The organism is Stenotrophomonas sp. STK16_22, from assembly GCF_051984505.1.
GTDB classification, from domain to species: domain Bacteria; phylum Pseudomonadota; class Gammaproteobacteria; order Xanthomonadales; family Xanthomonadaceae; genus Stenotrophomonas; species Stenotrophomonas maltophilia_A.
The window spans coordinates 1,359,822-1,385,333 of the sequence record NZ_CP196972.1 but is presented as its reverse complement, the minus strand read 5'-3'; the positions used below and the strand labels follow the sequence as shown (position 1 = coordinate 1,385,333).

Here is a 25,512-nt window from a genome sequence, read left to right as displayed (position 1 = left end):
TGGAACCGACCCAGCCTATGACCGGCAATGTGTTTGCCATGCGAAAAGGGGACGGAGGGGATTAAGTCGTTTTCGGCATAAGCGCACTGCCGGGCATAAACGACTTAATCCCCTCCGTCCCCTTTTCCAGGCCCATAACGGACAACGCCAGCCCGGAGGCTGGCGTTGTTCAGGGCCGCAGGTGCGGCTTAGAAGCTGCGCGGGCCGCGCGGCTTGAAGCCGTCACGACGCGGCGGGCGGCTGTCGCGGTCACCGCCGCGGTCGCCACCGTGGCCACCCGGACCGCCCGGGCCACCGCGACGCGGGCCACCCGGGCCGCCCGGACCACGCTTGTCGAAGCGCGGCTTGAACGGACGCGGGGCCGGGTTGGTGTCTTCACCCGGAGCCAGCGCACGCATCTGCAGCTGCTGGCCGGACACCCACACCTTCTGCAGGTGCGACAGCACGTCCGGCGGCATCTGTGCCGGCAGGTCCAGCAGCGAGAAGTCGTCGTGGATGTCGATGCGGCCGATGAAGCGGCTTTCCAGGCCGGCTTCGTTGGCAATGGCGCCAACGATGTTGGCCGGCTTCACGCCGTGCTGGTGGCCGACCGAAATGCGGTAGGTCTCCATGCCCTGCTCCGGCGCACCACGCGGCGGAACCTCACGGCGCGGACGCTGCTCGAAGCCACCTTCGGCGTCGTCGCGGCGCGGGCCACGCTCGAAGCGCGGACCACGCTCGTTGCGGTCGAAGCGATCGCCACGTTCCGGGCGGTCACCACGGTCGAAGCGTTCGCGTGGTGCGCGCTCTTCACGCGGGGCACGTACCGGCGGCTGCAGCAGGAACGGGGTGTCACCCTGCAGCATCTTGGCCAGCGCGGCAGCCACTTCGATGGCCGGCACGTTCTGCTCGTTCTCGAAACGCTCCAGCAGCTGGCGGTAGAAGTCCAGGCCACCGGCGCCGAGGGTTTCGCTGATGCGCGAGGTGAACTTGTTGATGCGGGTGTCGTTGACCGCTTCCACGCTCGGCAGCTGCATCTCTTCGATCGGCTGGCGGGTGGCGCGCTCGATCTGGCGCAGCATGCCCTTCTCGCGCGGGGTGGCGAACAGGATCGCCTCGCCGCTGCGGCCGGCACGACCGGTACGGCCGATGCGGTGAACGTAGCTTTCGGTGTCGTACGGGATGTCGTAGTTCAGCACGTGGCTGATGCGCTCCACGTCCAGGCCGCGGGCAGCCACGTCGGTGGCGACCAGGATGTCCAGCTTGCCTTCCTTCAGCATGGCGATGGTGCGCTCACGCTGGGCCTGCTGCATGTCACCGTTGATGGCGGCAGCGGCCAGGCCACGGGCCTGCAGCTTGCTGGCCAGTTCTTCGGTGCCGGCCTTGGTGCGCGCGAAGATGATCATCGCGTCGAACGGCTCGACTTCCAGGATGCGGGTCAGCGCGTCCAGCTTGTGCATGCCGCTCACCCACCAGTAACGCTGGCGGATGTTGGCCGAGGTGGTGGTCTTGGCCGCGATGGTCACTTCCACCGGGTCCTGCAGGTAGGTCTGCGCGATGCGGCGGATCTGCGGCGGCATGGTGGCCGAGAACAGGGCCACCTGGCGCTGCTCCGGCAGCTTCTTCAGCACGGCTTCGACGTCGTCGATGAAGCCCATGCGCAGCATTTCATCGGCTTCGTCCAGCACCAGCGTCTTCAGCTCGGACAGGTCCAGGGTGCTGCGGTCCAGGTGGTCGATCACGCGGCCGGGGGTACCGACCACGATGTGCACGCCACGGCGCAGGGCCGACAGCTGCTGGCCGTACGGCTGTCCGCCGTACACCGGCAGCACGCGGAAGCCCGGGATCTTCGACGAATAGGACTGGAACGCCTCGGCAACCTGGATGGCCAGTTCGCGGGTCGGCGCCAGGATCAGGGCCTGCGGCTTGATCTGCTGCAGATCGATGTTGGACAGAACCGGCAGCGCGAACGCTGCGGTCTTGCCGGTGCCGGTCTGGGCCTGGCCCAGCACGTCGCGGCCTTCCAGCATCGCCGGGATGGTAGCGGCCTGGATCGGCGACGGGGTTTCGTAGCCGATGGCGGTGACCGCCTGCATCACGGGCTCGGACAGGCCGAGCTGCGCGAACTGCAGCGGCGCTTGGGAATCTTGGGACATGGGGAACTCCGAAGACACTGCCGTCTTCCTGGCAGTGCGATAAAAAAGGTGATGGTCCGCGCTTTGGGCGCCCTTCTTATCGCGTGCCCTGGCGCTGCTCGGTTGGAGGAGATTTCACTCGCTCAGAGCGGAATCATACCGCATTGATCCTGAACAAGGCGTACAGCTTGCCGTGCGCGTACCGTCATGCCCCAAGCTGGCGCACAATACGCGCCCTCTTCACCGGCCCGGCCGCTGGCTGCGCCCTTCCCCAGGAACCCCGCTCCATGCAGATTCTCGAATTCGACCTCGACGGTGACTACGTCGAACTCAAGCAGCTGCTCAAGCTGGCCGACCTGGTCACCAGTGGCGGCGAGGCCAAGATGGTCATCGGTGACGGCCAGGTGCGGGTTGACGGCGAAGTCGAACTGCGCAAGGCCTGCAAGATCCGCGCAGGCCAGGTGGTCGAGTTCGCCGACAGCCAGATCCGGGTGCTGGCCGCCGGCTGATCTGAACGGGCTGATCTGAACCGGTTCAGGCCACGCGCTGGGTCAGGTGCGAGGCGATCAGCTGCCTGAACGGTGCCACGCCCTGTGCCAGACGCAGGCCCGCCGCGCGCAGCAGCCGTGCCGGGCGGCGATCGTCGGTATACAGGCTGGCGATGGCATTGGTGGCCTCGTACAGCGGCCGCGACGCCAGCCGGTGACCCCGCTGGTAGCTGGCCAGCATGCCGGCGGCAGCGATGTCGGCACCGCGACGCTGCTGTTCGACGATGCCCTGCGCCAGCCGCTGCGCGCTGGCCAGGCCCAGATTGAAGCCATGTGCGGTGACCGGATGCATGCCCACCGCGGCATCGCCGATCAACGCCGAACGCTCGCCGACGAAACCGTGCGCGTACACACCCACCAGCGGATACGCCTGCGGCGTGGCCACTGGCTGCATGCGGCCAAGACGGTGTTCGAAGCAGGCACCGATGGCCTCACCGAAGGCCACCTCGTCCATCGCCAGCAGTTCTTCAATCTGCCGCGGTGGCAGCGTGATCACTGCTGATGCCTGGCCTTCGTTGAGCGGCAGCAACGCCATCGTGCGGCCGTAGCCGAACCATTCCCAGGCAGTGTGGTGATGATCACGCTCAACCTGCATGCGGCACACCAGCATCGACTTGCCGAAGTCGCGCATCTGCGCGCCGATGCCGAGCATGCGGCGGGTTGCGGAGAAGCGGCTGTCAGCGGCGACCAGCAGGCGCGCATGAAGCTGGCTGCCGTCATCGAGTTTGACCACGTGGCCCTGCGCATCGGCCTGCACGCCCAGCACCTTGCGCCCGTCGAACAGCTCCAGGCCGTCCTGCCCCTGCACGGCATCCCATGCAGCGCGGCGGATCAGATGGTTGGGCACCAGCCAACCCAGCGGCTGACCGTCCACCTGGCTGCTGGCGAAGGTCAGCGCGAACGGCGAGCCGCCGTTCATCACCTTGGCATCGCGCAGTTCAGCGACTTCAGCCTGCGGCAGGCGCTGCCACAGCCCCAGCTGCTCCATGCTCTGCCGCGAGGCATGGGTCAGCGCGATCTCACGGCCATCGAAGGCGGCCTCGGCAAGGGCCTGGCGCGGTTGAACTTCGACCAGCCCGACCTGCAGGCCGCTACCGGCCAGCGCACGCGCGAAACACAGCCCCGCCGGTCCGGCGCCGACCACCACCACGTCCATCCTGCGCATGCGCGCCTCCTGCCGTTGATTCAGTCCGCGCCAGCATAGCGCCGCGCACCTGACCGGCCTTGATCTGGATCAGGCCGGGATCACAACAATGCGAACACCAGCGCCAGGATCGACAGCAGCGACACTGCCCAGACCAGGCTGCGCACGTAGGGCACGCCTGCGGCATACAGCGGCAGGTAGACCACCCGTGCCCAGAAGTAGGCCTGCGCCGCCAATGCGGTGGTGTCGTTGCCGCGCCCGGCCAGCACCACTGCGATCGCAGCAGCGGCAAAGAACGGGAAGGTCTCCAGGAAGTTGGCCTGGGCCCGCTGCAGGCGACCGGCCAGCGGGCTGAGTGGCCTGGCTTCGCCATCACGCGCCGAGGCATTCCACTTCATCCCGCGCTCGCGGGTGACTACGGTGGAAGTGGCGAAGATGTAGACAAAGCCCAGCAGCACCGACCAGGCCAGCATCGTCAGTTCAGTTGCCATCGATCATCTCCTCAGGGTGCCGACGCACGCAGGCTGTAACCGGCCAGGCGCCACACCTGGTCCTCGTCGAAACGGAACGAGACGAGCTCGCGTACCGGCTGCGCGCTGTTGGCGAAACGGGTCGGGAAGCTGACGTTGATGTACAGCCCCTCCGGCACCGCGGCACCGGCGCTGTACTTGACCCGGGTGATGGTCGGCTGGCCACGCCCGGCCAGCGCGCCCAGGCGCGTGCGCTCGGCAGTCAACTGGCTGACGAAGGCGGCCTTCGGTACTGCACGGCGCGCGACGGCCGAAGCGCCATCCCACAACTCGCCTGCGCGGTTGGCATCGACCAGCTGCGCCGCCTTCACTGCGGCCGCGCCCATTTCCGCATCCTGCTTCTGCACCTGCGCCTGCTGCGCGGCAGTCAACGCCGGAGCGCCGGCCGTGGCCGGTTTCGCAGCCGCCGGCGATGCCGGTGCGGGGCGCGCGGGTGCCGGTGCAGGCGTGGCCGGCGCGGGTGCCTGCGCCAATGCGGTCAGGGGCAGCAGGGACAGCAGCAGGAGCACGCGCTTCATGGACACCGCCGGTTCTCGGGAAAGAACCGCAGTCTACGCCAGAGCGGTGAGCTGTTCGTCAGCGCGCGTGGGCGCTGCCTTCCACCGCTGCGGCATCGGCCTGCGCGGCAGGCGTGCCGGTGTCTGCTGGCGCCTGTTCGGCCACCGGCGGCGGCTCCGACGGTGCCGGCGGCAACGTTGCCACATCGATTTCCGACAGCGGGCTTTCTTCCGGGCACACCGCATCCGGGAAACCGAAGCGCTGCTTCAGTGCCTGGCCGCAGCTGTTGATCGATTCCATGTCGGCGCCTTCGCGCTTGCACTGCTGGTCGAAGGCGATCAGGAACGCGTCCTTGCGCTGCACGAAGTCGTCACCACAGGCACGCATCTGCTTGATCCGCTCCAGGTCGTCCTGCACCGCGTTGGTGCCATCCAGACCGTACTGGCGTAGTTCGTCCGGCGTCAGCAGGCGCAGGCTGCGGTTGGGCACCGTCATCATCAGATCGGCCACGCCCACCGCCACGCCGTTGCGCTGCAGGTAGTCCTTTACGTTGTCGTAGACCTCGTGCAGCTCGCGGTTGAGCTCGGCGCGCGAGGTGGCCTTGGAACTGATGCGCATCATGCGGTGGATGCCGACCTTGCCCGACAGCAGCCGGTTGTCACCAGCGGCCAGCACGAACACGCAGGCGCTGTGGCAGATCGAGCCTTCGCGCACCCAGATGGTCCAGCCCGATTCACCGATGCTGTCACCGGCGACGATCGCCGATTCCACCTGACCGCCGCTGGAGTCCAGATCGAGGATGCGCTTGTGGATCTTCTGTTCATCGGCGACCACGGCAAGTCGCCACATCATTTCGGCGAAGCCCGGATTGATCTTGCCGGCGTAACGCACACGCATCAGGCCACGCTCGGCACACGGCGCCAGGGCCTGGGCAATCTGCTCGCGCTGCAGGCCCTCCAGCTCGACGCCATCGCCCGCCTCACCGGCGTACTCGGTACTGCAGCTGACCCAGGCGCGGCCATTCTCCAACTGCGCCTGCGGCCAAGGCCGATCCGCCCGGCTGCGCGGCGGCGCCGGCGGTGGCGGTGCGTCAGCCGCATTGATCGACACCATGTTCTCGCCATCGCTGGCCGGCGCCCGCGCCGCCTTGTCGGCAGCGGTCACATTGCCCGGATTCTCCAGCTGACTGCAGCCCGCCAGGGCCAGGCACAACAGGGGCAACCAGCGGAATTTGGCGGACATCGGGCAACCGGGATTCATGGGAGCAAGAGCCACAGTCTACCCGTCCAGGCCGCGCATTCAGCGCGTGGCACTGAACCCCCTCTGACCCTTGGGAAAGTGTGTCGGCCAAGGTCGACACCTACCAACAGCAAAAGCGTGCCGACCAACGGTCGGCACCCACCAACTGCAGCGACCAACTGTCAGAGGTGGGGCGGTGTGGGCTGACAGGACCGTTGGCGCCATGGATGGCGCCATCGAGCCCCCATGGACGGGTTTACGGCGTGTCCTGACAGCCCACACCGCCCCGCCATCCCACGGACTGCCAGCTTTTGATTGAGACGTTGACGTTGACGTTGCGGGTGCAGGGCTGCAAGCCCTGCCAGAACCCCCTCCAGCATCCATGTCCGAATCCGGCGAGTATCGCCGCCCGCACACGCCTAGACTGGCGCCATGGACACCGCCCTCGCCTTCGACACCGCCGCCTGCGACCGCGCCCGTCTGGCCCGCGACGCACGCTTCGACGGCGTGTTCTACACCGCCGTGCGCAGCACCGGCATCTATTGCCGCCCCGTGTGCCCGGCACCGCCACCGAAGCCACGCAACATCACCTACTACCCGACTGCGGCCGCTGCTGCGGCAGCCGGTTACCGCCCGTGCCTGCGCTGCCGCCCCGAGCTGGCACCGCAGGCGCAGCAGGCACTGGCCGGGCAGACCGTGCAGCGCGCACTGGCCCTGATCCATGGTGGCTTCCTGCAGGAACAGCCGGTAGCCGACCTCGCAGAGAAGATCGGACTCAGCGCGCGCCAGCTGCAGCGCCTGTTCGTCGAACATCTGGGCGCAACGCCAGGGCAGATCCACGCCACCCATCGCCTGCTGCTGGCCAAGCAGCTGCTGACCGAGACCACGCTGCCGGTGACCGACGTCGCGCTGGCCGCCGGCTACAACAGCCTGCGCCGTTTCAATACCGCCTTCCTGCAGGGCTGTGGCATGGCACCGACGGCACTGCGTCGCCAGCACCAGCCGCTGGCCGCCGACGATGGCTGCCTGGTACTGCGTCTGGCATACCGGCCACCACTGGATTTCCCACGCATGCTGGCCTTCCTGCGCAAGCGCAGCCTGCCCGGCATCGAGCTGATCGGCGAAGACAGCTACCAGCGCGTGCTCGGCACACCCGAGCGCCCCACCCTGCTGCGCGTCACTGCCGACCCCAAGCGCCCGGAACTGCGCCTGCAGCTGGGCGCGGTCGATCCGCGCCTGATCCCCGACATCGTCCGCCGTGTGCGTCGCGTATTCGATCTGGATGCCGACCTGCAGCAGGTCCACGCCGCACTGGATGAGGAACCCTTGCTGGCGCGTGGCATCGCCGAGCGTCCCGGGCTGCGCGTACCGGGCGGCTGGGATGGCTTCGAAGTGGGCGTGCGCGCGGTGCTCGGCCAACAGGTCAGCGTGGCCGCGGCCACCACCTTCGCGCGGCGGCTGGTGGATGCCTATGGCGCGCACCTGCCGGGCATGCCGCCGGAGTTCGATCGCCAGTTCCCGGCCCCCGAGCTGCTGGCCGAAGCACCACTGGAATCGATCGGCCTGCCACGCAGCCGCGCCGCCACCGTGCGTGCGCTTGCCGCCGCCTGTGCCAGTGGCGCGCTCGACTTCGGCCCAGGCCAGGCGCTGGAAGAGTTCGTTTCCCGCTGCGTGGCACTACCCGGCATCGGTCCGTGGACCGCGCAGTACATCGCCTTGCGCGGGCTCGGCCAGCCCGATGCTTTCCCCGCCGGCGACCTGGTACTGCAGCAGGTGCTCGGCCATGCGCAGGGCCAGCGCCTGAGCGAACGTGCCACCGAAGCACGCTCGCAACCGTGGCGCCCTTGGCGCGCCTATGCCGTGCTGCATCTTTGGCACCTTTCCGGCACTTTCGTTGGAGAACCGACATGACCCTGTTGTTCGACCGTTTCGACAGCCCGATCGGCGTGCTGACCATCGCCGGTGACGAGCGTGGCCTTTCGCATGTGCTGTTCCCGGAAAACCGCCACCCGGCACGCGGCCGCGACGACTGGCACTACGCGCCGGATGCGCTGCCGGAAGCACGCGAGCAGCTGCTGCAGTTCCTGCACGGCGAACGCAGCAGCTTTGACCTGGAGCTTGCGCCACGCGGCACGCCGTTCCAGCTGCGCGTGTGGCAGGCGCTGGCTCTGATCCCGTTCGGCCAGACCTGGAGCTACCTGCAGCTGGCGCAGCATCTGGGCCACCCCAGTGCGACCCGCGCCGTCGGCGCTGCCAATGGGCGCAATCCGCTGCCGATCATCCTGCCCTGCCATCGTGTAATCGGCAGCAACGGGGCACTGACCGGCTTCGGTGGCGGCCTGGAAACCAAGGCCGCACTGCTGCGACTGGAACAACGCCAGGCCCCGCTGTTCGCCTGAGAGGGCTGGCCGGGCTGCGCCCGGCACCCGCAGAGGCAACGGCAAGGTCAAGAGCCAATACGGCTCCGATTTTCTACGCGCTGGGCGGGGCGGTATGGGTGGGCAGGACACGCCGTAAACCCATCCATGGGGGCTCGATGGCGCCATCCATGGCGCCAACGGTCCTGCCCCCCCATACCGCCCCACCTTCGACAGACTCCCGCGGCTGTGGGTAGGTGTCGACCTTGGTCGACACGGTAGATCCACGCCATGCGTGGATGGAAGCATCGGGAACATGTCTGGAGAAAAGCCCCCTTCTTGTTGAAGGGGGCGCGCCGACAGGCGCGGGGATAAGGAAAAATGCGCGGACACGCTGCGCCCTTCGGCGCAGCGTGTCTTGGGCGCGTCATTGCACCGGCTTATCATGGGCGGATGACTTCCGTACGCCTGACCTGCGCGCTGGCGCTGCTGCTGCCATTGGCCGCCTGCACCACCGCGCCCGCCCCTTCCGCCTCCGCTCCCACCGCTGTCGCTGCGGCTGCGCCGCCGAAGCTGCTGCTGATCTCCATCGACGGCCTGCGCGCCGATGCGCTGGACCGCGGCCTGACCCCGAACCTGCAGCGCCTGATCGACGGCGGCGTGCGTGCACGCTGGATGACCCCGTCCTATCCGTCGCTGACCTTCCCCAACCACTACACCATCGTCACCGGCCTGCGCCCGGACCACCACGGCATCGTCAACAACAGCATGGACGATGAAGCCCTAGGCCGGTTCGAGCTGAGCAACCGTGAGGCGGTCACCACCAGCGGCTGGTGGGGCGGCGAACCGATCTGGGTCGGCGCTGAGAACGCCGGGGTTCGTTCGGCCACCACCTCGTGGCCAGGCAGTGAATCGGAAATCCGCGGTGTGCGCCCCAGCCAGTGGCGCGTCTACGACGGCAAGGAACCACTGGAGCAGCGCGCCGGCATCGTGCTCGATTGGCTTGCACAGACCGATGCCGATGCACCCCGCCTGACCACGCTGTACATGGAACATGTGGACAAGGCCGGCCACAACTACGGCCCCGAATCGAAGCAGTATGCCGACGCCATCGTGCGCGCCGACCAGATCGTCGGCCAGGTGCTCGATGGACTGCAGCAGCGCGGCCTGGCCGCGACCACCAACGTGATTGTGGTCTCCGACCATGGCATGGCCAGCGTCCCGGTCGGCCAGGTGATCTCCACCGAATCAATGGCCGCCCCGGCCATCGCGCGCAATGTCAGCCAGGGCCAGTCGGTGGGTTTTGCGCCGTTGGCCGGTCACGAAGCCGCCGCCGAGCGCGCCCTGCTCGGTCGTCACGCGCACTACGAGTGCTGGAAGAAAGAGAACCTGCCGCCGCGCCTGCACTACGGCACCCACCCGCGCATTCCCGCCATTGTCTGCATGATGGATGAAGGCTGGGATGCCCTGCACCAGGAGAAGATCGCCAAGCGCGACCACCAGGATCGTGGCTCGCATGGCTACGACAATGCCCTGCCCTCCATGCGCGCGGTATTCGTGGCCAGTGGCCCGTCGTTCCGCCAGGGCCTGGTGATCGATGGCTTCGACAATGTCGACGTCTACCCGCTGCTGGCCGACCTGCTGCAGGTGCCGGCCGCACCGAACGACGGCAATCCGGAAACGCTGAAGAAAACCCTGCGCTGATCGTACGTCATCCGCCGGGCATGGCCCGGCGAACGCAGCAAGCGGAACGACGAGCACAAAAAAACGCGGCGCCAGGCGCCGCGTTTTTCGTTGAACCGGTCCAGGCCGGATCAGGCCTTGGCGACGGCCTTCTTCGCCACAGCCTTCTTCGCCGGAGCCTTGGCCACGGTCTTCTTGGCAACCGGAGCGGCGGCGCCTACGGCGACCTTGCTCGCGGTGTGCGAACGGGCGTTGCCGTAGCTGGCGTTGTAGCGCTTGCCCTTGGCGGTCTTGCGGTCACCCTTACCCATGTCTTCAACTCCTCAAATGTGAAATCTGGTTACCCCGTACTGACACGGGTTCGGCGGGGCCGCCTTGCTGGGCGCCCCCGCGCACGATCGAAAATCCTATCACGGAGCGCCTAGTGCGCGCAGCTGGCGTCGTGCACGTGACCGTGGTTGAGGCGCAGGTTGACCAGATGGGCGACCCCCACCAGCAGGCCGCCGATGGTCATCACCACCGCGTGTGGCACCGCATTGTGGTGCAGCGGGTCGTACAGCACGCCGGCCCACAACGCGACCAGGCCGGGAATCAGGAAGCCCAGCGCACGCAGCGCACCGTGCCGGCGGTAGCCCCAGACCAGGCTGAACAATCCGAGCAGGGTGACGAACACCACCAGCGCCTGTTCCACCCCATCGCTCAGCCAGAACGACAGGCCCAGCGACGGCGCCGCCGCCAGCAGCACGGGGATCACCGCACAGTGCACCGCGCACAGCATCGAACCAGTGGCGCCGAAACGGTCGAGCAGGTGGCGCAGGCGTGAGGACAGGGACATGACTTCCAGCAGGGTCGGCGAATCGTTATGGAATAATATAACATCTGCTCCCGACCCGCACGGTTTTCCTCCCCCTGTCCCGCTGACGGGATACGTGCGCCCAGCGATTGATACACTGTAACAAAGGACCCGCTCCATGCCCGCCCACACCCCGCGGTTGAAGCCGCATTCCCTCGCTCTGGCCCTCGCCGCCCTGCTGCCTTCGGTTGCCTTTGCCGCCGGCGATGACAGCGCTCAGCGTGACCGCCACCTGACTGAACTGTCGTCGGTGCAGGTCACCGCGTCGCCACTGCAGGGCGATGCCGAATCGCTGGCGCGCCCGGTGGAGGTACTGGCCGGCGAACGCCTGGACGAGCAGAAGGCCGGCACCCTCGGCGATACCGTGGCCAAGCTGCCGGGCGTGCAGAGCACGTTCTTCGGCCCTGGCGTCGGCCGCCCGATCATCCGCGGCCAGGAAGGCCCGCGCGTGGCTGTGCTGTCCAATGGCATGGGCAACATGGATGCCTCCACCGTCAGCGCCGACCATGCCACCAGCATCGAGCCGTTCCTCGCCGACCAGATCGAAGTGCTGAAGGGCCCGGCCACGCTGCTGTTCGGCAGTGGCGCCATCGGTGGCGCGGTCAATGTGGTGGATGGCCGCATCGCCCGCGAGCTGCCGGAGCGCCCGCTCAGCGGCCGCGCCGAACTGCGCGGCAATTCGGTGAACAACGAGCGCAGCGGCATGTTCCGCCTCGATGGCGTCAGCGGCAATGTCGTGCTGCATGTGGACGGCCTGGTGCGCAATGGCGACGACTACCGCATTCCCGGCTATGCAGTGATCGACAGCCTTGAAGACCATCACGATCACAACCATGAGCACGCGGGCGAAGAAGGCGAAGAACCGCGCCGCGGCCGCCTCGACAACAGCTCCATCCGCACCCGCGCCGGCGGCGTCGGCGCGACCTGGCTGGGCGACGGCGGCTACTTCGGCGTATCGGCCAGCACCTATCGCACCAACTACGGCATTCCCAATGGCGCGCACGTGCATGCCGATGGCGATGATCATGGCCATGACCACGGCCACGGCCATGGCGATGAAGAGGAAGGCGGCGACGAGCATGACGTGCGCATCGACATGGTGCAGAACCGCTTCGAGACCAAGGCCGGCATCTACAACCCGGTCTCGTTCCTGAAGAACATCAATGCACGCGTGGCCTATACCGACTACGAGCACGTGGAGCTGGAAGCCGGCACGCCGTCCACCCGCTTCACCAACCGTGGCATCGAGGCGCGCCTGGAAGCGGTGCAGCAGCAGATCGGTGGCTGGGACGGCGCCTTCGGCCTGCAGTTCGGCAACAGTGATTTCGGTGCCAAGGGCGAAGAGGCGTTCGTTCCGGATACCGGCACCAAGAACATCGGACTGTTCGTGCTGCAGGAAAAGCAGTTCGGCCCGTTCAAGCTGGAACTGGGCGGCCGCCACGACCAGGTCAAGCTGGACCCGACCGGTGACTATCGCCGCCGTACCTTCGGCGCCACCAACCTGTCTGCGGCCGGCATCTGGAAGCTCAACGACACCGTCGACCTGCGCATCGGCGTGGACAGCTCCGAGCGTGCACCGACCAACGAAGAGCTGTATGCCGCCGGCGCGCATATCGCCACCCGCTCGCTGGAAATCGGCGACGCCAACCTGAAGACCGAGCGCGGCCAGCGCGTGGAACTGGGTATCCACACCCACAGCGAACGCCTGGACTTCTCGGCGTCGGTCTACCAGACCAAATTCAAGGACTTCATCTACCTGGCCGACACCGGCGTTACCGAGGGTCTGCCGGTCCGCGCCTGGACGCAACAGGATGCGGTGTTCCGCGGTGCCGAAGCCGAAGCGCTGGTGCACCTGTTCGAAGGCGGCGCCGGTGACTGGGATCTGCGCGTGTTCGGCGACTACGTGAAGGCCAAGCTGGATGGCAACGGCAGCCGCAACCTCGACATCGCCGTGCCGCATGGCGACCACAACCACAACTACAGCGTGGAGCTGGCCAACACCGGCTACCTGCCGCGCATCGCCCCGGCCCGCGTCGGCGCCGACCTGCGCTGGTCGAAGGACGGCTGGCGCGCCTCGGTCGGTGCGGTCCGCTACAGCCGCCAGAAGGATGTCGCCCAGAACGAAGCACCGAGCGACGGCTACACCCTGGTCGACGCGCACCTGGCCTACCGCTGGGATCGCAACGCCAGCAACAGCTACGAGGTGTTCCTGGATGGCAGCAACCTGACCAACCGCGAAGTGCGTCCGCATACCTCGCTGCTGCGTGATTACTCGCCGCTGCCGGGCCGTGGTGTCGCATTCGGCATCCGCGCGTTCTTCTGATCGCGTAGTGGAGTCGGATCCCATTCCAGAGGAATGGGTTCTGACCCCAGCCTCAGCCCACGCATGGCGTGGATCCAATGCAAGCAGATCCGATGGGGGCCTTCTGGCCCCCATCTCTTTGTGCAGCATCCATCACGCATTCGTCACAAAGATGTGCGTACCACAACAAGCGGACAATCCCGTCACTCAAAGTCTCGCCAATCGGACACTTTTGTCCGAAAATAATTCCATGACTGCCCAACGTGCCGATGCTGCTGCCCGCCGTGCCCTTATCCTCGATGCCGCCGATCACGTGTTCGGCCAACATGGCGTCACCGCCCCGCTGGACCTGGTGGTCGAACGCGCCCAGGTGGGCCGCGCCACCCTGTACCGCAACTTCCCCGACCGCACCGCGCTGATCCAGGCCCTGCTGCAACGTACGGTCGACCGTATCCGGCGCCAGGTCGAGCAGCTCGGCGACCGCGACGATGCCCTTTTCGAAGTGTTCGAGGGTATGGCCCAGCGCATCATCGATTCGCCGGCACTGGCCGATTACTGGCGCGCGGTGGATTCGGACGTGCCAGCCATGCGCACCGCGCGCGAGACCGTGCGCGATCTGCTGGAAGCACCGATCGCCCGTGCCAAGGCCGCCGGCCTGTGCCGGGCCGACCTGGAGAAGACGGATATTTCACTGATCTCGGGCATGCTGGGCGCGGCCCTGCGCGGCAAGACCCGCGACGAGCGCGCCCACCTGGCCGGGCGCGCCCTGCAGCTGCTGCGCGGGGGTCTCCAGGGAGCAACCAGCGAGGCCCGCTGATGGTCCAGCCGTATCTGAAGCCGGTTCCGGATTGGGAGGAGCACGAAAAGCCGACCATGCCCGGTTCGGCGTCGATGCCCTGGCACCCACCGTATCGACGCGTGGCCTATGCACTGGTGTCGCTGCTGGTGGCGATCACCGGTGGCCTTGGCAATGCACTGGTCACCGCCAACCTGCCCTTCCTGCAGGGCCAGCTGGCACTGACGCCGACCCAGGGCAGCTGGCTGGTGGCGGCCTATGCAATGGTCAACGTCACGGCCAACCTGCTGGCCTTCAAGTTCCGCCAGCAGTACGGCATCCGCCTGTTCGCCGAGATCGGCCTGGGCCTGTACGCAGCACTGGCGGTGCTGCACCTGTTCGTTGGCAGCTTCGAGACCACGATGCTGACCCGTGCCGCCAGCGGCTTCGCTGGCGCCGCCTGTTCGACACTGGGCACGCTGTACATGCTGCAGGCGCTGCCACGACGGTTCACCGGCAATCTGCTGGTGGTTGGCGTGGGCCTCTCGCAGCTGGCGGTGCCGATCGCCTGGATCGTCTCGCCGGGCCTGGTCGATACCGGCCAGTGGCACCAGCTCTACTCGTTTGAAGCCGGGCTGGCCCTGTGCGCGTTCGCGGCGGTGGTGGTGCTGAAGCTGCCGCCCGGCATCCAGGTGAAAGCCTTCGAGCCGCTGGACTTCCTCACCTTCGCCCTGCTCGCCCCCGCCGTTGCCCTGCTGGTGATCGTACTGGCGCAGGGCTACACCCGCTGGTGGCTCAACACACCGTGGCTGGGCTGGGCGCTGGTCGCATCGATCGTGCTCTCCACCACTGCCTTCATCATCGAACACTACCGGCGCAATCCGCTGCTGCAGATCCGCTGGCTGTCGAAGTTGCCGGTGCTGCACTTCATCGTCGGCGCGTTCCTGATCCGCTTCCTGACCACCGAGCAGTCCTATGGCGTGGTCAACCTGATGCGCACGCTGGGCATGGGCCCGGACCAGATGCGCCCGCTGTTCGTGGTGATCCTCGCGGGCGTGGTCACCGGCATCGCCGGTGCCTCGCTGACCTTCGGCCCAAAGCGGCTGATCGCGCAGCTGCTGATGGCGATCCTGCTGCTCGGCGCTGCCGCCTTCTTCGATCAGCACCGCACCAGCATGGATCGACCGCACGATTTCTATGTCAGCCAGTTCCTGGCCTCGGTCGGTGCCGGCATGTTCATGGGCCCGTTGATCATGCTCGGCATTTCCGCGGCGCTGAAGCAGGGTGTGGACCACATGATCACCTTCCTGGTGACGCTGTCGATCACACAGACGCTGGGCGGCCTGGCCGGCTCGGCGGTGCTGGGTACCTTCCAGCTGCACCGCGAGCAGCTGTACTCCAGCGCGTTGACCAGCCAGCTCGACCCGGCCGACCCGGTGGTGGCACAACGCCTGCGCCTCCAGCAGCAGCTGTACAGCGCACAGATCACCGACCCGGTGCTGCGCAGTGCGCAGGGCAGCGCGCAGCTGGCGCAGACCGCCCGCCGCGAAGCCAACGTGCGTGGCTTCAATGACGTGTTCACGCTGAGCGGATGGCTGGCGATCGGCTTCCTGTGCTGGTTGCTGCTGCTGTCGCTGCGCACCGCCGTGCTCAAGCAATGGCGCAAGCGCCACCCCACTTCCCCCGCTGCGGCCACGCCGGCCGCGCTCCGCTGAGTCCTCCACATGCCCCCCGTCCCGCCCCGACCCGACGACACCGACAACGTGACCCCACCGCCACCGACCGACGCGGCGCCTGCACCCACGCCCGTTGAACCGGCGGTCGCGCCGAAGTACCTCAAGCCCAGCGCGCGCAGCGTGGTGGTGATGGTGGTGGTGGCCTTGCTGGGCATTGCGCTGATCCTGCGCGCCTGGCACCTGTGGCCGTTCACCAGCAGCGTGATGGTGACCGACAACGCCTATGTGCGCGGGCAGATCACGGTGATGGCGCCACAGGTGAACGGCTACGTGACCGAAGTGCTGGTGAAGGACTTCCAGCACGTAAGGGAGGGCGAGCCGCTGCTGCGCATCGATGACCGCATCTACACGCAGCGTGTCGCCCAGGCGCAGGCAACGCTGGACAGCGCACGTGCGGCACTGGCCAACTCGGACCAGTCGCAGGCGCAGAACCGTGCGCAGATCGCCTCCGCACACGCCACATTGTCGGCCGGCCAGGCGGAGCTGCAACGCTCGCGCAACGAGCTGAAGCGCTACGAGGAACTGGCCGCGCAGCAACTGGTGTCGGTCAACGACCGCGACAAGTTCCGCACCACCCAGGCCTCAGCACAGGCCAGCGTGCAGCAGTCGCAGGCGCAGATCCGCATCGCCGAGGAAACGCTGGTGTCGACCCAGGTGGCGCGCAAGAGCCTGGAGGCCCAGGTGGAAAGTGCACAGGCACAACTGGAACTGGCGCGCATCGACCTGGCCAACACGGTGATCCACGCACCGCGCGACGGCCAGATCAGCGAAGCCAGCGTGCGCGTGGGCCAGTACGTCGCCGCCGGTTCGCAGCTGCTGTTCCTGGTGCCTGACGCGCTATGGGTGGTGGCCAACTACAAGGAAGGCCAGACCTGGGGCATGGCGATCGGTCAGCCGGCCACGTTCTCGGTGGACGCGTTCCAGGGCCAGGTGCTGCGCGGCCGCGTGCAGGAGATCGCACCCGCCACAGGTTCGGAGTTCAGCGTGCTGCGCCCGGACAACGCCAGCGGCAACTTCACCAAGGTGGTGCAGCGGCTGCCGGTGCGGATATCGATCAATGAAGGTCAGACGCTGGCCGCACAGCTGCGGCCCGGCATGTCGGTGATCGTGCGGGTAGATACCCGGTCCAAGCCGATGGACTAGGGTGCAGGCTGCTGACTGCCTTCACCCCATTGATCCGCTACCGTTGCGGATCTGGATCAGGATCGCTGGAAGACGATGAAATTTACGACACTGGCCAGGCGGGCGGCCAAGGACACGCTGGAAGCGGAAGATCTGATCGCCTTCGTGCAGGAGCACGGCGCCGAAGGTGGCAAGGAAATTGAGCGGCTGCGGATACTGCACGGTTGGCCGGATGATGGCCTGCTGGGCGATGGTAGCCGGGTCGTACCGTTCGGCGGCTGGGCCAAGGCCTGCACCGCCTGGGGACGCCAGGGCGTGGAAGGCCTGCGCGATATGCTGGGGGACCCCCAGCTGGCAGTGTTCGCGCTCGGCACACTGGCCGATGTGAGTGGCCCCGCCGCCATTGCCGTCCTGCTGGACTTTGCCGAACGCGCTGACTGGTCGCGTGCGGGCACACCGCGTGATCTGCCCTGCCAGGCGCTTTACTGCCTCAATACCGCGCTTTCAGGGAAGACCGGCGTTGAGGTTACACCCGGCATGCAGGCGTCGATGCTGCGTATCGCCAAGCTCATCTGGGACGCCAGGGTGCCCAATGTGCATTTCCTGGCGCAGGCACTGTATTTCGTGCGCCATGCCGACCCGGTACCAGCGCTCGCCTGGGTCGAGCAGTTGCGGGTGGACGACCCTGTACTGGTCGACGCACAGCGCAGCGTCCTGAAGCGTCTGAAAGAGCACGCCGCCCGGGACTGAGCGTGCGGCTCAGTCCGGGTATGCGCCGCGACTCAGCCCGCGCAGCGCGCGCAGAGCCCGTGCACTTCCAGGGTCTGCGCCTGCGGCTGGAAGCCCAGCTCCTTGGCGCGCTTCTCCAGCTGGGTGACGATCTCGCGGTCTTCCAGCTCCACCGCGCTGTGGCAGCTGTTGCAGATCAGGAACGGCACCGAGTGCGCGGCACTGCTGGGATGGTGGCAGGCCACGAAGGCATTCACCGATTCCAACTTGTGCACGAAGCCATTGGCCATCAGGAAGTCCAGCGCGCGGTACACGGTGGGCGGGGCATCGGCGCCCACGCCCTTGCCGTTACGCACCCATTCCAGCAGCTCGTAGGCCTTGACCGGCTTGCCGGCCTCGGCGATCAGCTTCAGCACATTGGCGCGGATCGGGGTCAGGCGCAGCCCGCGTTCGCGCGAGACGCGCTCGACCACCGCCACGAAATCCGATGCGTCGTGGACGTGGTGGTGCGGGGCGGTACAGGCAGTGGCGGTCTTGGCGGGCATGCGCGTTCTCCGGTTCGGGCCTGGCAAGGATGCCTCAGGCCGTTGCTACCTTGGTGATGGCCACATCAATGCGTTTCAAGGCCTGCTCGCGGCCGGCCAGGTAAACGGTATGGGAAATGTCCGGACTGACCTGGGTGCCGGTGATGGCCACGCGCAGCGGCTGGGCAACCTTGCCCATGCCGATTTCCAGCGCTGCGGCCGCGTCGTGCAGGGCGACGCCCACCGACTCGGCGGTCCATTCCGGCAGGGCGGCCAGCAGCTCGCGGGCCTTGCCCAGCGCCACCTCGGCACCGGCCTTGAAGTGCTTGGCCACCGCCGCTTCGTCGTACTCGGTCAGCGGCTGGTACCAGACCACGGCCTTCTCGGCCATTTCCTTCAGGGTCTGCACGCGTTCACGCAGGGCGATCACCACGTCCTCCGGGGCGGGGCCGGCGGCCACGTCCAGGCCCAGCTTCTGCAGCTGGTAGACCAGGTGCGGCACGATGGCGGCCACGTCCTCGGTCTTCAGGAAGTGCTGGTTGACCCAACCCAGCTTGGCCATGTCCAGGCGCGAGGCCTTGGAGTTGCAGTCCTTCACGTCGAACAGCTCGATCAGCTCCTGGCGGCTGAACAGCTCCTGGTCACCGTGCGACCAGCCCAGGCGGGCCAGGTAGCTCAGCAGCGCATCAGGCAGGTAGCCGGCGTCCTTGTACTGCATCACGTCGGCCGCGCCGGTGCGCTTGGACAGCTTGGCGCCCTGCTCGTCCAGGATCATCGGCATGTGGCCGAACTTCGGCACCGGCGCACCGATGCCTTCGTACAGGTTGATCTGGCGCGGGGTGTTGTTGATGTGGTCGTCGCCGCGGATGACCTCGGTGATGCCCATGTCCCAGTCGTCCACCACCACCGCGAAGTTGTAGGTGGGGTAGCCGTCCGGGCGGAAGATGACCATGTCATCCAGCTCGCTGTTGGCGATCTCGATACGGCCCTTGATCAGGTCGTCGAACACCACCGTACCTTCCAGCGGATTCTTGAAGCGGATGACGCGGTTCGGGTCGTCCCTGCGCGGCAGGCCCAGCTCGCGCGCGGCACCGTTGTAGCGCGGCTTCTCCTGCCTGGCCATGGCGGCCTCGCGCATCGCGTCAAGCTCTTCGCGGGTCTCGTATGCGTAATACGCCTTGCCGTCGGCCACCAGCTGTTCGGCCACTTCCAGGTAACGGGCGACGCGGTCGGTCTGGTAGATCGGGCCTTCGTCATAGTCCAGGCCCAGCCACTCCATCGCCTCCAGGATCGCGTCGATCGCGCCCTGGGTGCTGCGTTCACGGTCGGTGTCCTCGATGCGCAGCACGAACTCGCCGCCACGGTGGCGGGCCTCCAGCCAGCAGTACAGCGCGGTGCGGGCACCGCCGATGTGCAGGTAACCGGTGGGGCTGGGGGCGAAGCGGGTGCGGCAGGTCATGGACGGCTCGAGGAACGGGAATCCCCCGATTTTACCAGCCCACCGCCCCCTACGGAAAAAGGGGACGGAGGGGATTAAGTCGCGATTGCCCAGCCGCTGGGCCTGCAACCGGGAAACGGAGGGGAGAAACGACTTAATCCCCTCCGTCCCCTTTTACGGTTCTACCTTGCGGGGGAAGGACTGCTCGCGCATCGCGGCGTTATAGGCGAACGAGGCGACGATGGCCGCGGCCTGCTTCAGGTCTTCCGGTTCGGCGTGGTCCCAGGTGTCCAGGTGGCTGTGGTGGACGTTGGTGAAGTAGTCCAGCCGGTCCTGGATGAACTGGAAGCCCGGCAGGCCGATGCGGTCGAAGCTGATGTGGTCGGTGCTGCCGGTGTTGCGGGTGGCCACGGTGGTGGCGCCCACGTCATGGAACGGGGCCAGCCAGGCTTCGAAGATCGGCATCGCCGCCAGGTTTTCCTGTGCATAGATGCCACGGAAGCGGCCCGAGCCGTTGTCCATGTTGAAGTAGACCTGGAACTTGCCGTAGTCGCGGGTCTTCTGCAGCGCGCCGGTCGGCTCGCGCAGCGAGGCCGGCAGCGCCTTCTGCGCCGGGTCGGTGGGTACCGGGAAACGGCCGAAGTGCTTGGCCACATAGGCCTGCGAGCCGATCAGGCCCTGCTCCTCGCCGCTCCACAGCGCCACCCGGATGGTGCGCTTGGGCTTGGCGCCGGTGGCCTTGAGGATGCGCATCGCTTCCATCATCACCGCCACGCCGGCCGCGTTGTCGGCCGCACCGGTACCGCTGTGCCAGGAATCCAGGTGCGCGCCGATCATCACCACTTCATCGGGCCTGCTGCTGCCACGGATCTCGGCCAGCGTGTTGTAACCCGGCTGGTCGGCCTCGTCGGTGAAGCGCGCAGCCACATCCACGCGCAGGCGCACTGTCTGCTTGGCCTCCAGCGCGCGCACCAGCGGATTGAAGTGCTCGCTGATCATCGCCAGTTCGGGAATGCCCACCGACTCACCGGCCTTGCGCGAGCCGCCGCCGGCAACGCGGATGATGCCGTTGTCCCAGCTGCTGATGCTGATCGAGGCCAGCGCGCCTTCTTCAACGAAGAACGCATTGACCTTGGTCGCCAGCTGCTGGCGTTCCTGGTATTCCTTGACCCGCTTCGCACGCTCGGCGGTGGCGTCCTTGTCCTTGGGCAGGGTGAACTCCTGCAGGCCCTCCAGCGAGGTAGCGTCGTGGCGGTGCGAATCCGCCTCGGTGCCGCGCTTGTACTCGCGCGCCTCGCCCAGCAGCAGGATCTTGCCGCGCAGCTTGCCGCGGTACTTCTCGATGTCCTCGGGCTTCTTGATCTCGACCTGCACCAGTTCGCCTTCAACCGGTCCCTTGGTGCCCGGCGTCCACGCCTTCGGCAGTGCATGCAGCGGCTGTACACGGTCCCCCAGCATCTCCACGCTGGCCGAGGTGAACTCCCAGCCGCGCCCGAAGTCGTCGAAGGCTTCGTCGTGGACGTTGTCCAGCTTCCATTCGTTGAACTTGCCGCGGGTCCACGCATTGGCGCGGCCCATCGCCGGCGAGTTGGTCAGTCGCGGGCCGATGCGTTCGGTGAGGTAGCTGAAGGTGTCCATCACCTGCGAACGGTGGAAGGCCTCCTGGCGGATGCGGCTGACCATGTCCAGGTCCACCGGCTCGCGCTGCTGCGCGCCTGCATTGCCACCCACCGCCAGCGCTGCGGCCAGCATGCCCCACTTCAACACATCGCACCCCTGCCCTTCGGCTCGATCATCAACCCATCGAGTCTAGCCAGCAGGGGCGCGCCGATACCGTCCCATCGGTCATGGACAGCGACAGTAGATCCAGGCCATGCGTGGATGAACAACCGAATCACCCACTCCATCCCAGCCACAACTGCGCCCGTTCCGGCAGCAGCAGCAACCAGTGCCGCCGGTCGATGCTGCTGCAGCCGTACACCGCCGCATGCGCGGGCCAGTCCTCGGGCAGGCCGCCGATGCCGATCTCGGCCAGCGCCTCCGCCCCGGCCTTCCATGGCCGGTAGCGCGGCACCCGGCCAGCCAGCGCGCCGCGTCCCTGCCGCGCGCCGTGCAGCCAGGCCAGTCCCTGGCCCTGCAATCCCTCGCAGGTCACCGCTGCCAGCTGGAAGCGGACCAGACCGGGGGCGATCCGTGCCCCGGGCAGGGCCGCCAGCACGCCATGTGCCTGCAGCAGTGCATCCACTTCCAGCAGGGCCGGAATGCCCTGCCGTGCCCGTTGCCGCAATCCCTGGCGCCAGCTCATGGCGTACTCCTTACTTCAGTTCCGCGCCAAGCGCGTACCAGTCCACCCGGCGGGTCACCCACATCGCCAGCGCCAGGATCACGAACAGCAGCAGCGAACCCATCAGCAGTGCGTTGTTCTCCGACACCAGCAGGCCATACAGCGCGCCATACAACACGGTCAGCAGCGCAGCGAAGCCGAGGCCGCGCTTCCAGTGGCCCAGCACGTTGGCCAGGTACACCGCCTGCAGGCCGATACAGGCCACCGCCGAGACCAGGTAGGCCTTCCAGAACGCGATGTGCTCGGACAGGCTGATCAGCAGCAGGAAGAAGATCGCCAGCGCCAGGCCCACCATGAGGTACTGCAGCGGGTGGATGCGCAGTGACCTGATCAGCTCGAACAGGATGAAGCCGACGAAGGTGAGCAGCACGAACAGCACGCCGTATTTCGAGGCACGGTCGGCCTGGGTGTAGGCATCGACCGGATCAACCAGCGACACCGTCACCGCCTGCGACTCGACCGAACCATCATTGCGCAGCTGTCGCTGTGCATCGGAGGCCAGCGAAGACACCGCCCAGCGCGCATCGAAGCCCTGTGCGTCGACGCGACGTTCGTTGGGCAGGAAGGCGCCGCTGAACGACGGATGCGGCCAGCTCGAACGCAGTGCGATCTTGGTGTCATCGCCCACCGGCACCACCGACAGCATGCGGCTGCCATCCAGGCGCAGCTCGAGTTCGACGGTGCTGGCAGCCAGCGTGCCGCCCTGTACCGCAGCAAAACCGGCCACCGGCGCATGCAGGCCTCGCCCCACCTCGCTGGCCGCACCAACCCCCGGCAGCAGGCGCAGCTGCTTGCCATCCACGCGCAGGTTCGGCGTACCGACCAGACCACGCACATCGGAAATGCCCACCGCCACATACGGCTGGCCGTAGCTGCGGCCGGCCTTCACCGGATAGTCGTCTGCAGCGAACGTCGCCTTCATCTGGCCGTTCCAGCTGTATACCGGCACCTTGAACAGGCCGACCTCACGCTGGCTCGGCAGCATCTCGCCGCCCACCTCCAGCGACGCTGGCATCTGCAGCCAGTGCCCCTCGGTGACCTGCACCTCGGTCTTCTTGACGCCCAGCGGGTCGACCAGTTCAACCTGCTTGCGTTCCACCCACGGCACCACCCGCACCGGGCCCACCAGCTGCTGTGCACCGGCGCGGCTGTCGGCCACCCGTGAGAAGGCCTCGTCGCGGTACGCGCTACGTTCGTTGATGACCCCGCGGATCATCGTCAGCGGCACCAGCAGCAGCAGGATCAGCCCGCCGACAATGGCGAACCGCAGCAGCATCTTCAGGGATTTCATGGTCCATCCTCGTTGGAGAGGGCTGCAGAATGGACCGCCGCAGTGAGCAGGGTTTGTGGCGAATTTGAAGCGAGTGTGAAGTCAGCGGCGCGGGCGCTGGCCCGGCGCACTCAACGGCAGCCACAGGCTGGCCACGGTGCCGCCGCCCTCGCGGATATCCACGCTGGCACGCCCATCATGCAGGCGCGCGACCTCCTGCACGAAGGGCAGGCCCAGGCCGGAGCTGCGACGCCCGCTGCCGGGCCGCGCCAGCGAATAGAAGCGTTCGAACACCCGCTCACGCGCGTAGTCGGGAATGCCGGCGCCACGGTCGGCCACCTGCAGGCGCACGCCCTGCCCGTCCACCTCGGCCTGCAGCGCGATCTCCGCGCCGGCTGGCGAGAAGGCAATCGCGTTGTCGATCAGGTTGTGCAGTGCCTGCCGCAGCAGGTAGCCGTCGCCCTGCACCCGCAGGTCGGGCACGTTGCCGATGCGGACCTGTACGCCGGCCGCCTGCGCACGCACCTGTGCGGCGGCCGCCGCATCGGCCAGCAATGCCGGCAGCGCGATCGGATCGCGGGTCTGCAGCCAGCCGTGCTGTTCCACTTCGGCCAGCGCCAGCAGCTTGTCGATGGTCTCGGTCAGCCGCTCCTGCTGGTCGACGATGCTGCGCGCGAAATGCACGCGATCGGCTTCCGGCAGCGGCTCCTGCAGCAGTTCGGCGGCACCGCGGATCGCCGCCAGCGGGCTCTTCATCTCGTGCGTCAGCGACTGCACGTACTGCTCGACGTAGGCCTTGCCCTCCAGCTTGCGGCGCATCGTTTCCAGCGCCTGGCCGAGATCGCCGATCTCGTCGCGACGGCGCCGTGGTGGTGGCACCGGTTCGCCCGCGCTGACCGCGCGTGCATAGCGGCTGAGCTGACCGAGGCCCGTGGTCAGCCACATCGTCACCAGCACGCCGACCAGCGCCGACAGCCCGATCAGCCACGCACCGCGCTCGATGATGGCGCGCTGGCTGGCGGCGATGAACGGATCGATGCTGCGGTTGGGCTGGGCCAGGCTGAGCACGCCGATCAGCGTGCGGCCGTCGGCCGGGTCGTACACCGGCGCCGCCACATGCATCACCGTATCGCCTTCCTCGCCCGGAATCTCGGGGCTGGAACGTGCGCCGTACTCACCGCGCAGGGTGCGGTAGACATCATTCCAGCGCGAGTTGTCGCGGCCGAGATCACGGCCCAGCGAATCGTAGATGACGATGCCCTTGGCGTCGGTGATGGTCACCCGGTAATCCAGCGAGCGCTTGGGGAAACGCCAGACCATCGCCTTCAGGTCGCGCTGCCGCGCCTTGGCCAGGTTGCGGGTGAAGCTGCCGCTGCGGATGGTGCCGTCCTTGACGTCGGCGGCGGCCATCTCGGCCAGCACGTTGGCCGCATCGACCAGGGTCGATTCCATCGCCTGGCGCACACCGGGCTTCACCTCGTTGACGAACACGCGCATCACGAAGAACGCGGCGATGCCGGTGATCAGGAAGAAGCCGAGGAACAGCTTCAGCACCAGGCGCATCGGCTAGACCTCCAGCGCGTAGCCGAGGCCACGGTGGGTGCGGATCGGGTCGTCGCTGGCACCGGCCGCGCGCAGCTTGGCGCGCAACGTCTTTACATGGGTGTCGACGGTGCGGTCGGCACTGTCGGCACTGCTGTCCCAGCCCCGGTCCATCAGCTGCGCGCGGCTGAGGATGGCACCCGGGCGCTGCAGCAGCGCTTCCAGCAGTGCGTACTCATAGCGGGTCAGGTCCAATGCCTGGCCACGGAAACGGATGCGCCGGCCCTCGCGGTCAATGGCGAACGCGCCATGCTCCTGCCAGCCCGCATCGGCGCTGGGCGCTGCGACGACCGGCGCCGCACGGCGCAGGCGCGCACGCACCCGTGCCACCAGTTCGCGCGGCGAGAACGGCTTGGTCATGTAGTCGTCGGCGCCCAGCTCCAGGCCGAGCACGCGGTCCACTTCGTCGTTGCGCGCGGTCAGGAAGATCACCGGCAGCTGCGCCGCCGGCCCCGGCTGTGCACGCAGCCGCCGGCAGACCTCGAAGCCGCCCAGGTCGGGCAGGCCCACGTCCAGCACCAGCACATCGATATCGCCGGCCTGCAGCCGCTGCAGGGCCTCACCGCCCAGCAGGCAGTGACTGGCGGCATAGCCCTCGCTGCGCAGCGCATAGAGCACGGTTTCGGCGATGGCGGCTTCGTCCTCGACCACCAGGACATGGGCAACAGGAGCTGTCATGGCGCGCAGCATAGCCGCTGCGGCCG

General features: G+C 67.4%; 23 protein-coding genes. 9 read left to right on the top strand and 14 right to left on the bottom strand.

What is annotated here, in order from left to right; all coding sequences use genetic code 11:
• Window positions 1-188 precede the first annotated feature (188 nt).
• Entirely contained in the window at window positions 189-2,135 is a 1,947-nt protein-coding gene (locus ACSYAO_RS06325) for a DEAD/DEAH box helicase (protein ID WP_032128355.1), read from the bottom strand.
• A 266-nt stretch (window positions 2,136-2,401) separates the two neighbouring features.
• On the opposite strand from ACSYAO_RS06325, the gene ACSYAO_RS06320 reads away from it, so the two are divergent.
• Entirely contained in the window at window positions 2,402-2,623 is a 222-nt protein-coding gene (locus tag ACSYAO_RS06320; protein WP_010486399.1) for an RNA-binding S4 domain-containing protein, read from the top strand.
• 25 nt (window positions 2,624-2,648) lie between these two features.
• Here ACSYAO_RS06320 and ubiM read toward each other — a convergent pair whose 3' ends face one another.
• The 4 genes from ubiM to ACSYAO_RS06300 form a co-directional block, all read right to left on the bottom strand.
• Window positions 2,649-3,827: a 5-demethoxyubiquinol-8 5-hydroxylase UbiM gene (gene ubiM, locus ACSYAO_RS06315; protein WP_134951455.1), complete on the bottom strand. Its 1,179-nt coding sequence runs from the start codon at window positions 3,825-3,827 to the stop codon at window positions 2,649-2,651.
• An 80-nt stretch (window positions 3,828-3,907) separates the two neighbouring features.
• Window positions 3,908-4,297, bottom strand: coding sequence for an MAPEG family protein (locus ACSYAO_RS06310; protein ID WP_197655924.1), 390 nt, complete (start codon window positions 4,295-4,297; stop codon window positions 3,908-3,910).
• 11 nt (window positions 4,298-4,308) lie between these two features.
• Window positions 4,309-4,854: a DUF4019 domain-containing protein gene (locus tag ACSYAO_RS06305; RefSeq protein ID WP_032128358.1), complete on the bottom strand. Its 546-nt coding sequence runs from the start codon at window positions 4,852-4,854 to the stop codon at window positions 4,309-4,311.
• Between the two features lie 58 nt (window positions 4,855-4,912).
• On the bottom strand, window positions 4,913-6,076 hold the full coding sequence (locus ACSYAO_RS06300) for a hypothetical protein (protein ID WP_032128359.1): 1,164 nt from the start codon (window positions 6,074-6,076) through the stop codon (window positions 4,913-4,915).
• A 429-nt stretch (window positions 6,077-6,505) separates the two neighbouring features.
• Between ACSYAO_RS06300 and ACSYAO_RS06295 the strand changes: the two genes are divergently transcribed.
• The 3 genes from ACSYAO_RS06295 (at window position 6,506) to ACSYAO_RS06285 (ending at window position 10,134) form a co-directional block, all read left to right on the top strand.
• Window positions 6,506-7,984: an AlkA N-terminal domain-containing protein gene (locus ACSYAO_RS06295; RefSeq protein WP_197656031.1), complete on the top strand. Its 1,479-nt coding sequence runs from the start codon at window positions 6,506-6,508 to the stop codon at window positions 7,982-7,984.
• Window positions 7,981-8,472, top strand: coding sequence for a methylated-DNA--[protein]-cysteine S-methyltransferase (locus ACSYAO_RS06290; protein ID WP_049462403.1), 492 nt, complete (start codon window positions 7,981-7,983; stop codon window positions 8,470-8,472). Before ACSYAO_RS06295 ends, ACSYAO_RS06290 begins: the two co-directional genes overlap by 4 nt.
• 411 nt (window positions 8,473-8,883) lie before the next feature.
• Window positions 8,884-10,134, top strand: coding sequence for an alkaline phosphatase family protein (locus ACSYAO_RS06285; protein WP_262220665.1), 1,251 nt, complete (start codon window positions 8,884-8,886; stop codon window positions 10,132-10,134).
• A 110-nt stretch (window positions 10,135-10,244) separates the two neighbouring features.
• Here ACSYAO_RS06285 and ACSYAO_RS06280 read toward each other — a convergent pair whose 3' ends face one another.
• Window positions 10,245-10,424 (bottom strand): 30S ribosomal protein THX, encoded by a 180-nt coding sequence (locus tag ACSYAO_RS06280; protein WP_004150462.1) that lies wholly within the window; start codon window positions 10,422-10,424, stop codon window positions 10,245-10,247.
• A gap of 110 nt (window positions 10,425-10,534) precedes the next feature.
• Entirely contained in the window at window positions 10,535-10,948 is a 414-nt protein-coding gene (locus ACSYAO_RS06275) for a MerC domain-containing protein (RefSeq protein WP_008264835.1), read from the bottom strand.
• Window positions 10,949-11,084: 136 nt separating this feature from the next.
• Here ACSYAO_RS06275 and ACSYAO_RS06270 point away from each other — a divergent pair, with 136 nt between their 5' ends.
• The 5 genes from ACSYAO_RS06270 to ACSYAO_RS06250 all read left to right on the top strand — a co-directional run bounded on the left by ACSYAO_RS06270 (window position 11,085) and on the right by ACSYAO_RS06250 (window position 17,651).
• Window positions 11,085-13,289 carry a TonB-dependent receptor gene (locus tag ACSYAO_RS06270; RefSeq protein ID WP_197655905.1) on the top strand — a complete coding sequence of 735 codons (2,205 nt, stop codon included), beginning with the start codon at window positions 11,085-11,087 and terminating at the stop codon, window positions 13,287-13,289.
• Window positions 13,290-13,518: 229 nt separating this feature from the next.
• Window positions 13,519-14,085 (top strand): TetR/AcrR family transcriptional regulator, encoded by a 567-nt coding sequence (locus tag ACSYAO_RS06265; protein ID WP_010483118.1) that lies wholly within the window; start codon window positions 13,519-13,521, stop codon window positions 14,083-14,085.
• A complete protein-coding gene (locus ACSYAO_RS06260; RefSeq protein WP_262220664.1) occupies window positions 14,085-15,758 on the top strand; it encodes an MFS transporter in 1,674 nt (557 codons plus the stop codon). The genes ACSYAO_RS06265 and ACSYAO_RS06260 overlap by 1 nt, the downstream gene beginning before the upstream one ends.
• A 9-nt stretch (window positions 15,759-15,767) precedes the next feature.
• Window positions 15,768-16,922, top strand: coding sequence for an HlyD family secretion protein (locus tag ACSYAO_RS06255; RefSeq protein WP_049462396.1), 1,155 nt, complete (start codon window positions 15,768-15,770; stop codon window positions 16,920-16,922).
• A gap of 75 nt (window positions 16,923-16,997) precedes the next feature.
• On the top strand, window positions 16,998-17,651 hold the full coding sequence (locus ACSYAO_RS06250) for a hypothetical protein (RefSeq protein ID WP_134951720.1): 654 nt from the start codon (window positions 16,998-17,000) through the stop codon (window positions 17,649-17,651).
• Between the two features lie 32 nt (window positions 17,652-17,683).
• On the opposite strand, the gene ACSYAO_RS06245 is transcribed toward ACSYAO_RS06250, so the two are convergent.
• The 7 genes from ACSYAO_RS06245 to creB all read right to left on the bottom strand — a co-directional run bounded on the left by ACSYAO_RS06245 (window position 17,684) and on the right by creB (window position 25,498).
• Complete coding sequence (locus tag ACSYAO_RS06245) at window positions 17,684-18,175, bottom strand: Fur family transcriptional regulator (RefSeq protein WP_004150412.1); 492 nt, start codon at window positions 18,173-18,175, stop codon at window positions 17,684-17,686.
• A 34-nt stretch (window positions 18,176-18,209) separates the two neighbouring features.
• A complete protein-coding gene (gltX, locus tag ACSYAO_RS06240; protein ID WP_262220663.1) occupies window positions 18,210-19,613 on the bottom strand; it encodes a glutamate--tRNA ligase in 1,404 nt (467 codons plus the stop codon).
• A 153-nt stretch (window positions 19,614-19,766) separates the two neighbouring features.
• Entirely contained in the window at window positions 19,767-21,344 is a 1,578-nt protein-coding gene (locus ACSYAO_RS06235; protein ID WP_197655902.1) for a M20/M25/M40 family metallo-hydrolase, read from the bottom strand.
• A gap of 142 nt (window positions 21,345-21,486) precedes the next feature.
• The gene (locus ACSYAO_RS06230) at window positions 21,487-21,897 is read right to left on the bottom strand and encodes a hypothetical protein (RefSeq protein WP_049399601.1); all 411 of its coding nucleotides are present in this window, start codon (window positions 21,895-21,897) and stop codon (window positions 21,487-21,489) included.
• 10 nt (window positions 21,898-21,907) lie between these two features.
• A complete protein-coding gene (creD, locus tag ACSYAO_RS06225; protein ID WP_197655901.1) occupies window positions 21,908-23,227 on the bottom strand; it encodes a cell envelope integrity protein CreD in 1,320 nt (439 codons plus the stop codon).
• 81 nt (window positions 23,228-23,308) lie between these two features.
• The gene (creC, locus tag ACSYAO_RS06220) at window positions 23,309-24,769 is read right to left on the bottom strand and encodes a two-component system sensor histidine kinase CreC (protein WP_197655900.1); all 1,461 of its coding nucleotides are present in this window, start codon (window positions 24,767-24,769) and stop codon (window positions 23,309-23,311) included.
• Between the two features lie 3 nt (window positions 24,770-24,772).
• Window positions 24,773-25,498, bottom strand: a complete 726-nt coding sequence (creB, locus tag ACSYAO_RS06215; protein ID WP_110711666.1) for a two-component system response regulator CreB — start codon at window positions 25,496-25,498, stop codon at window positions 24,773-24,775.
• Window positions 25,499-25,512: the final 14 nt, after the last annotated feature.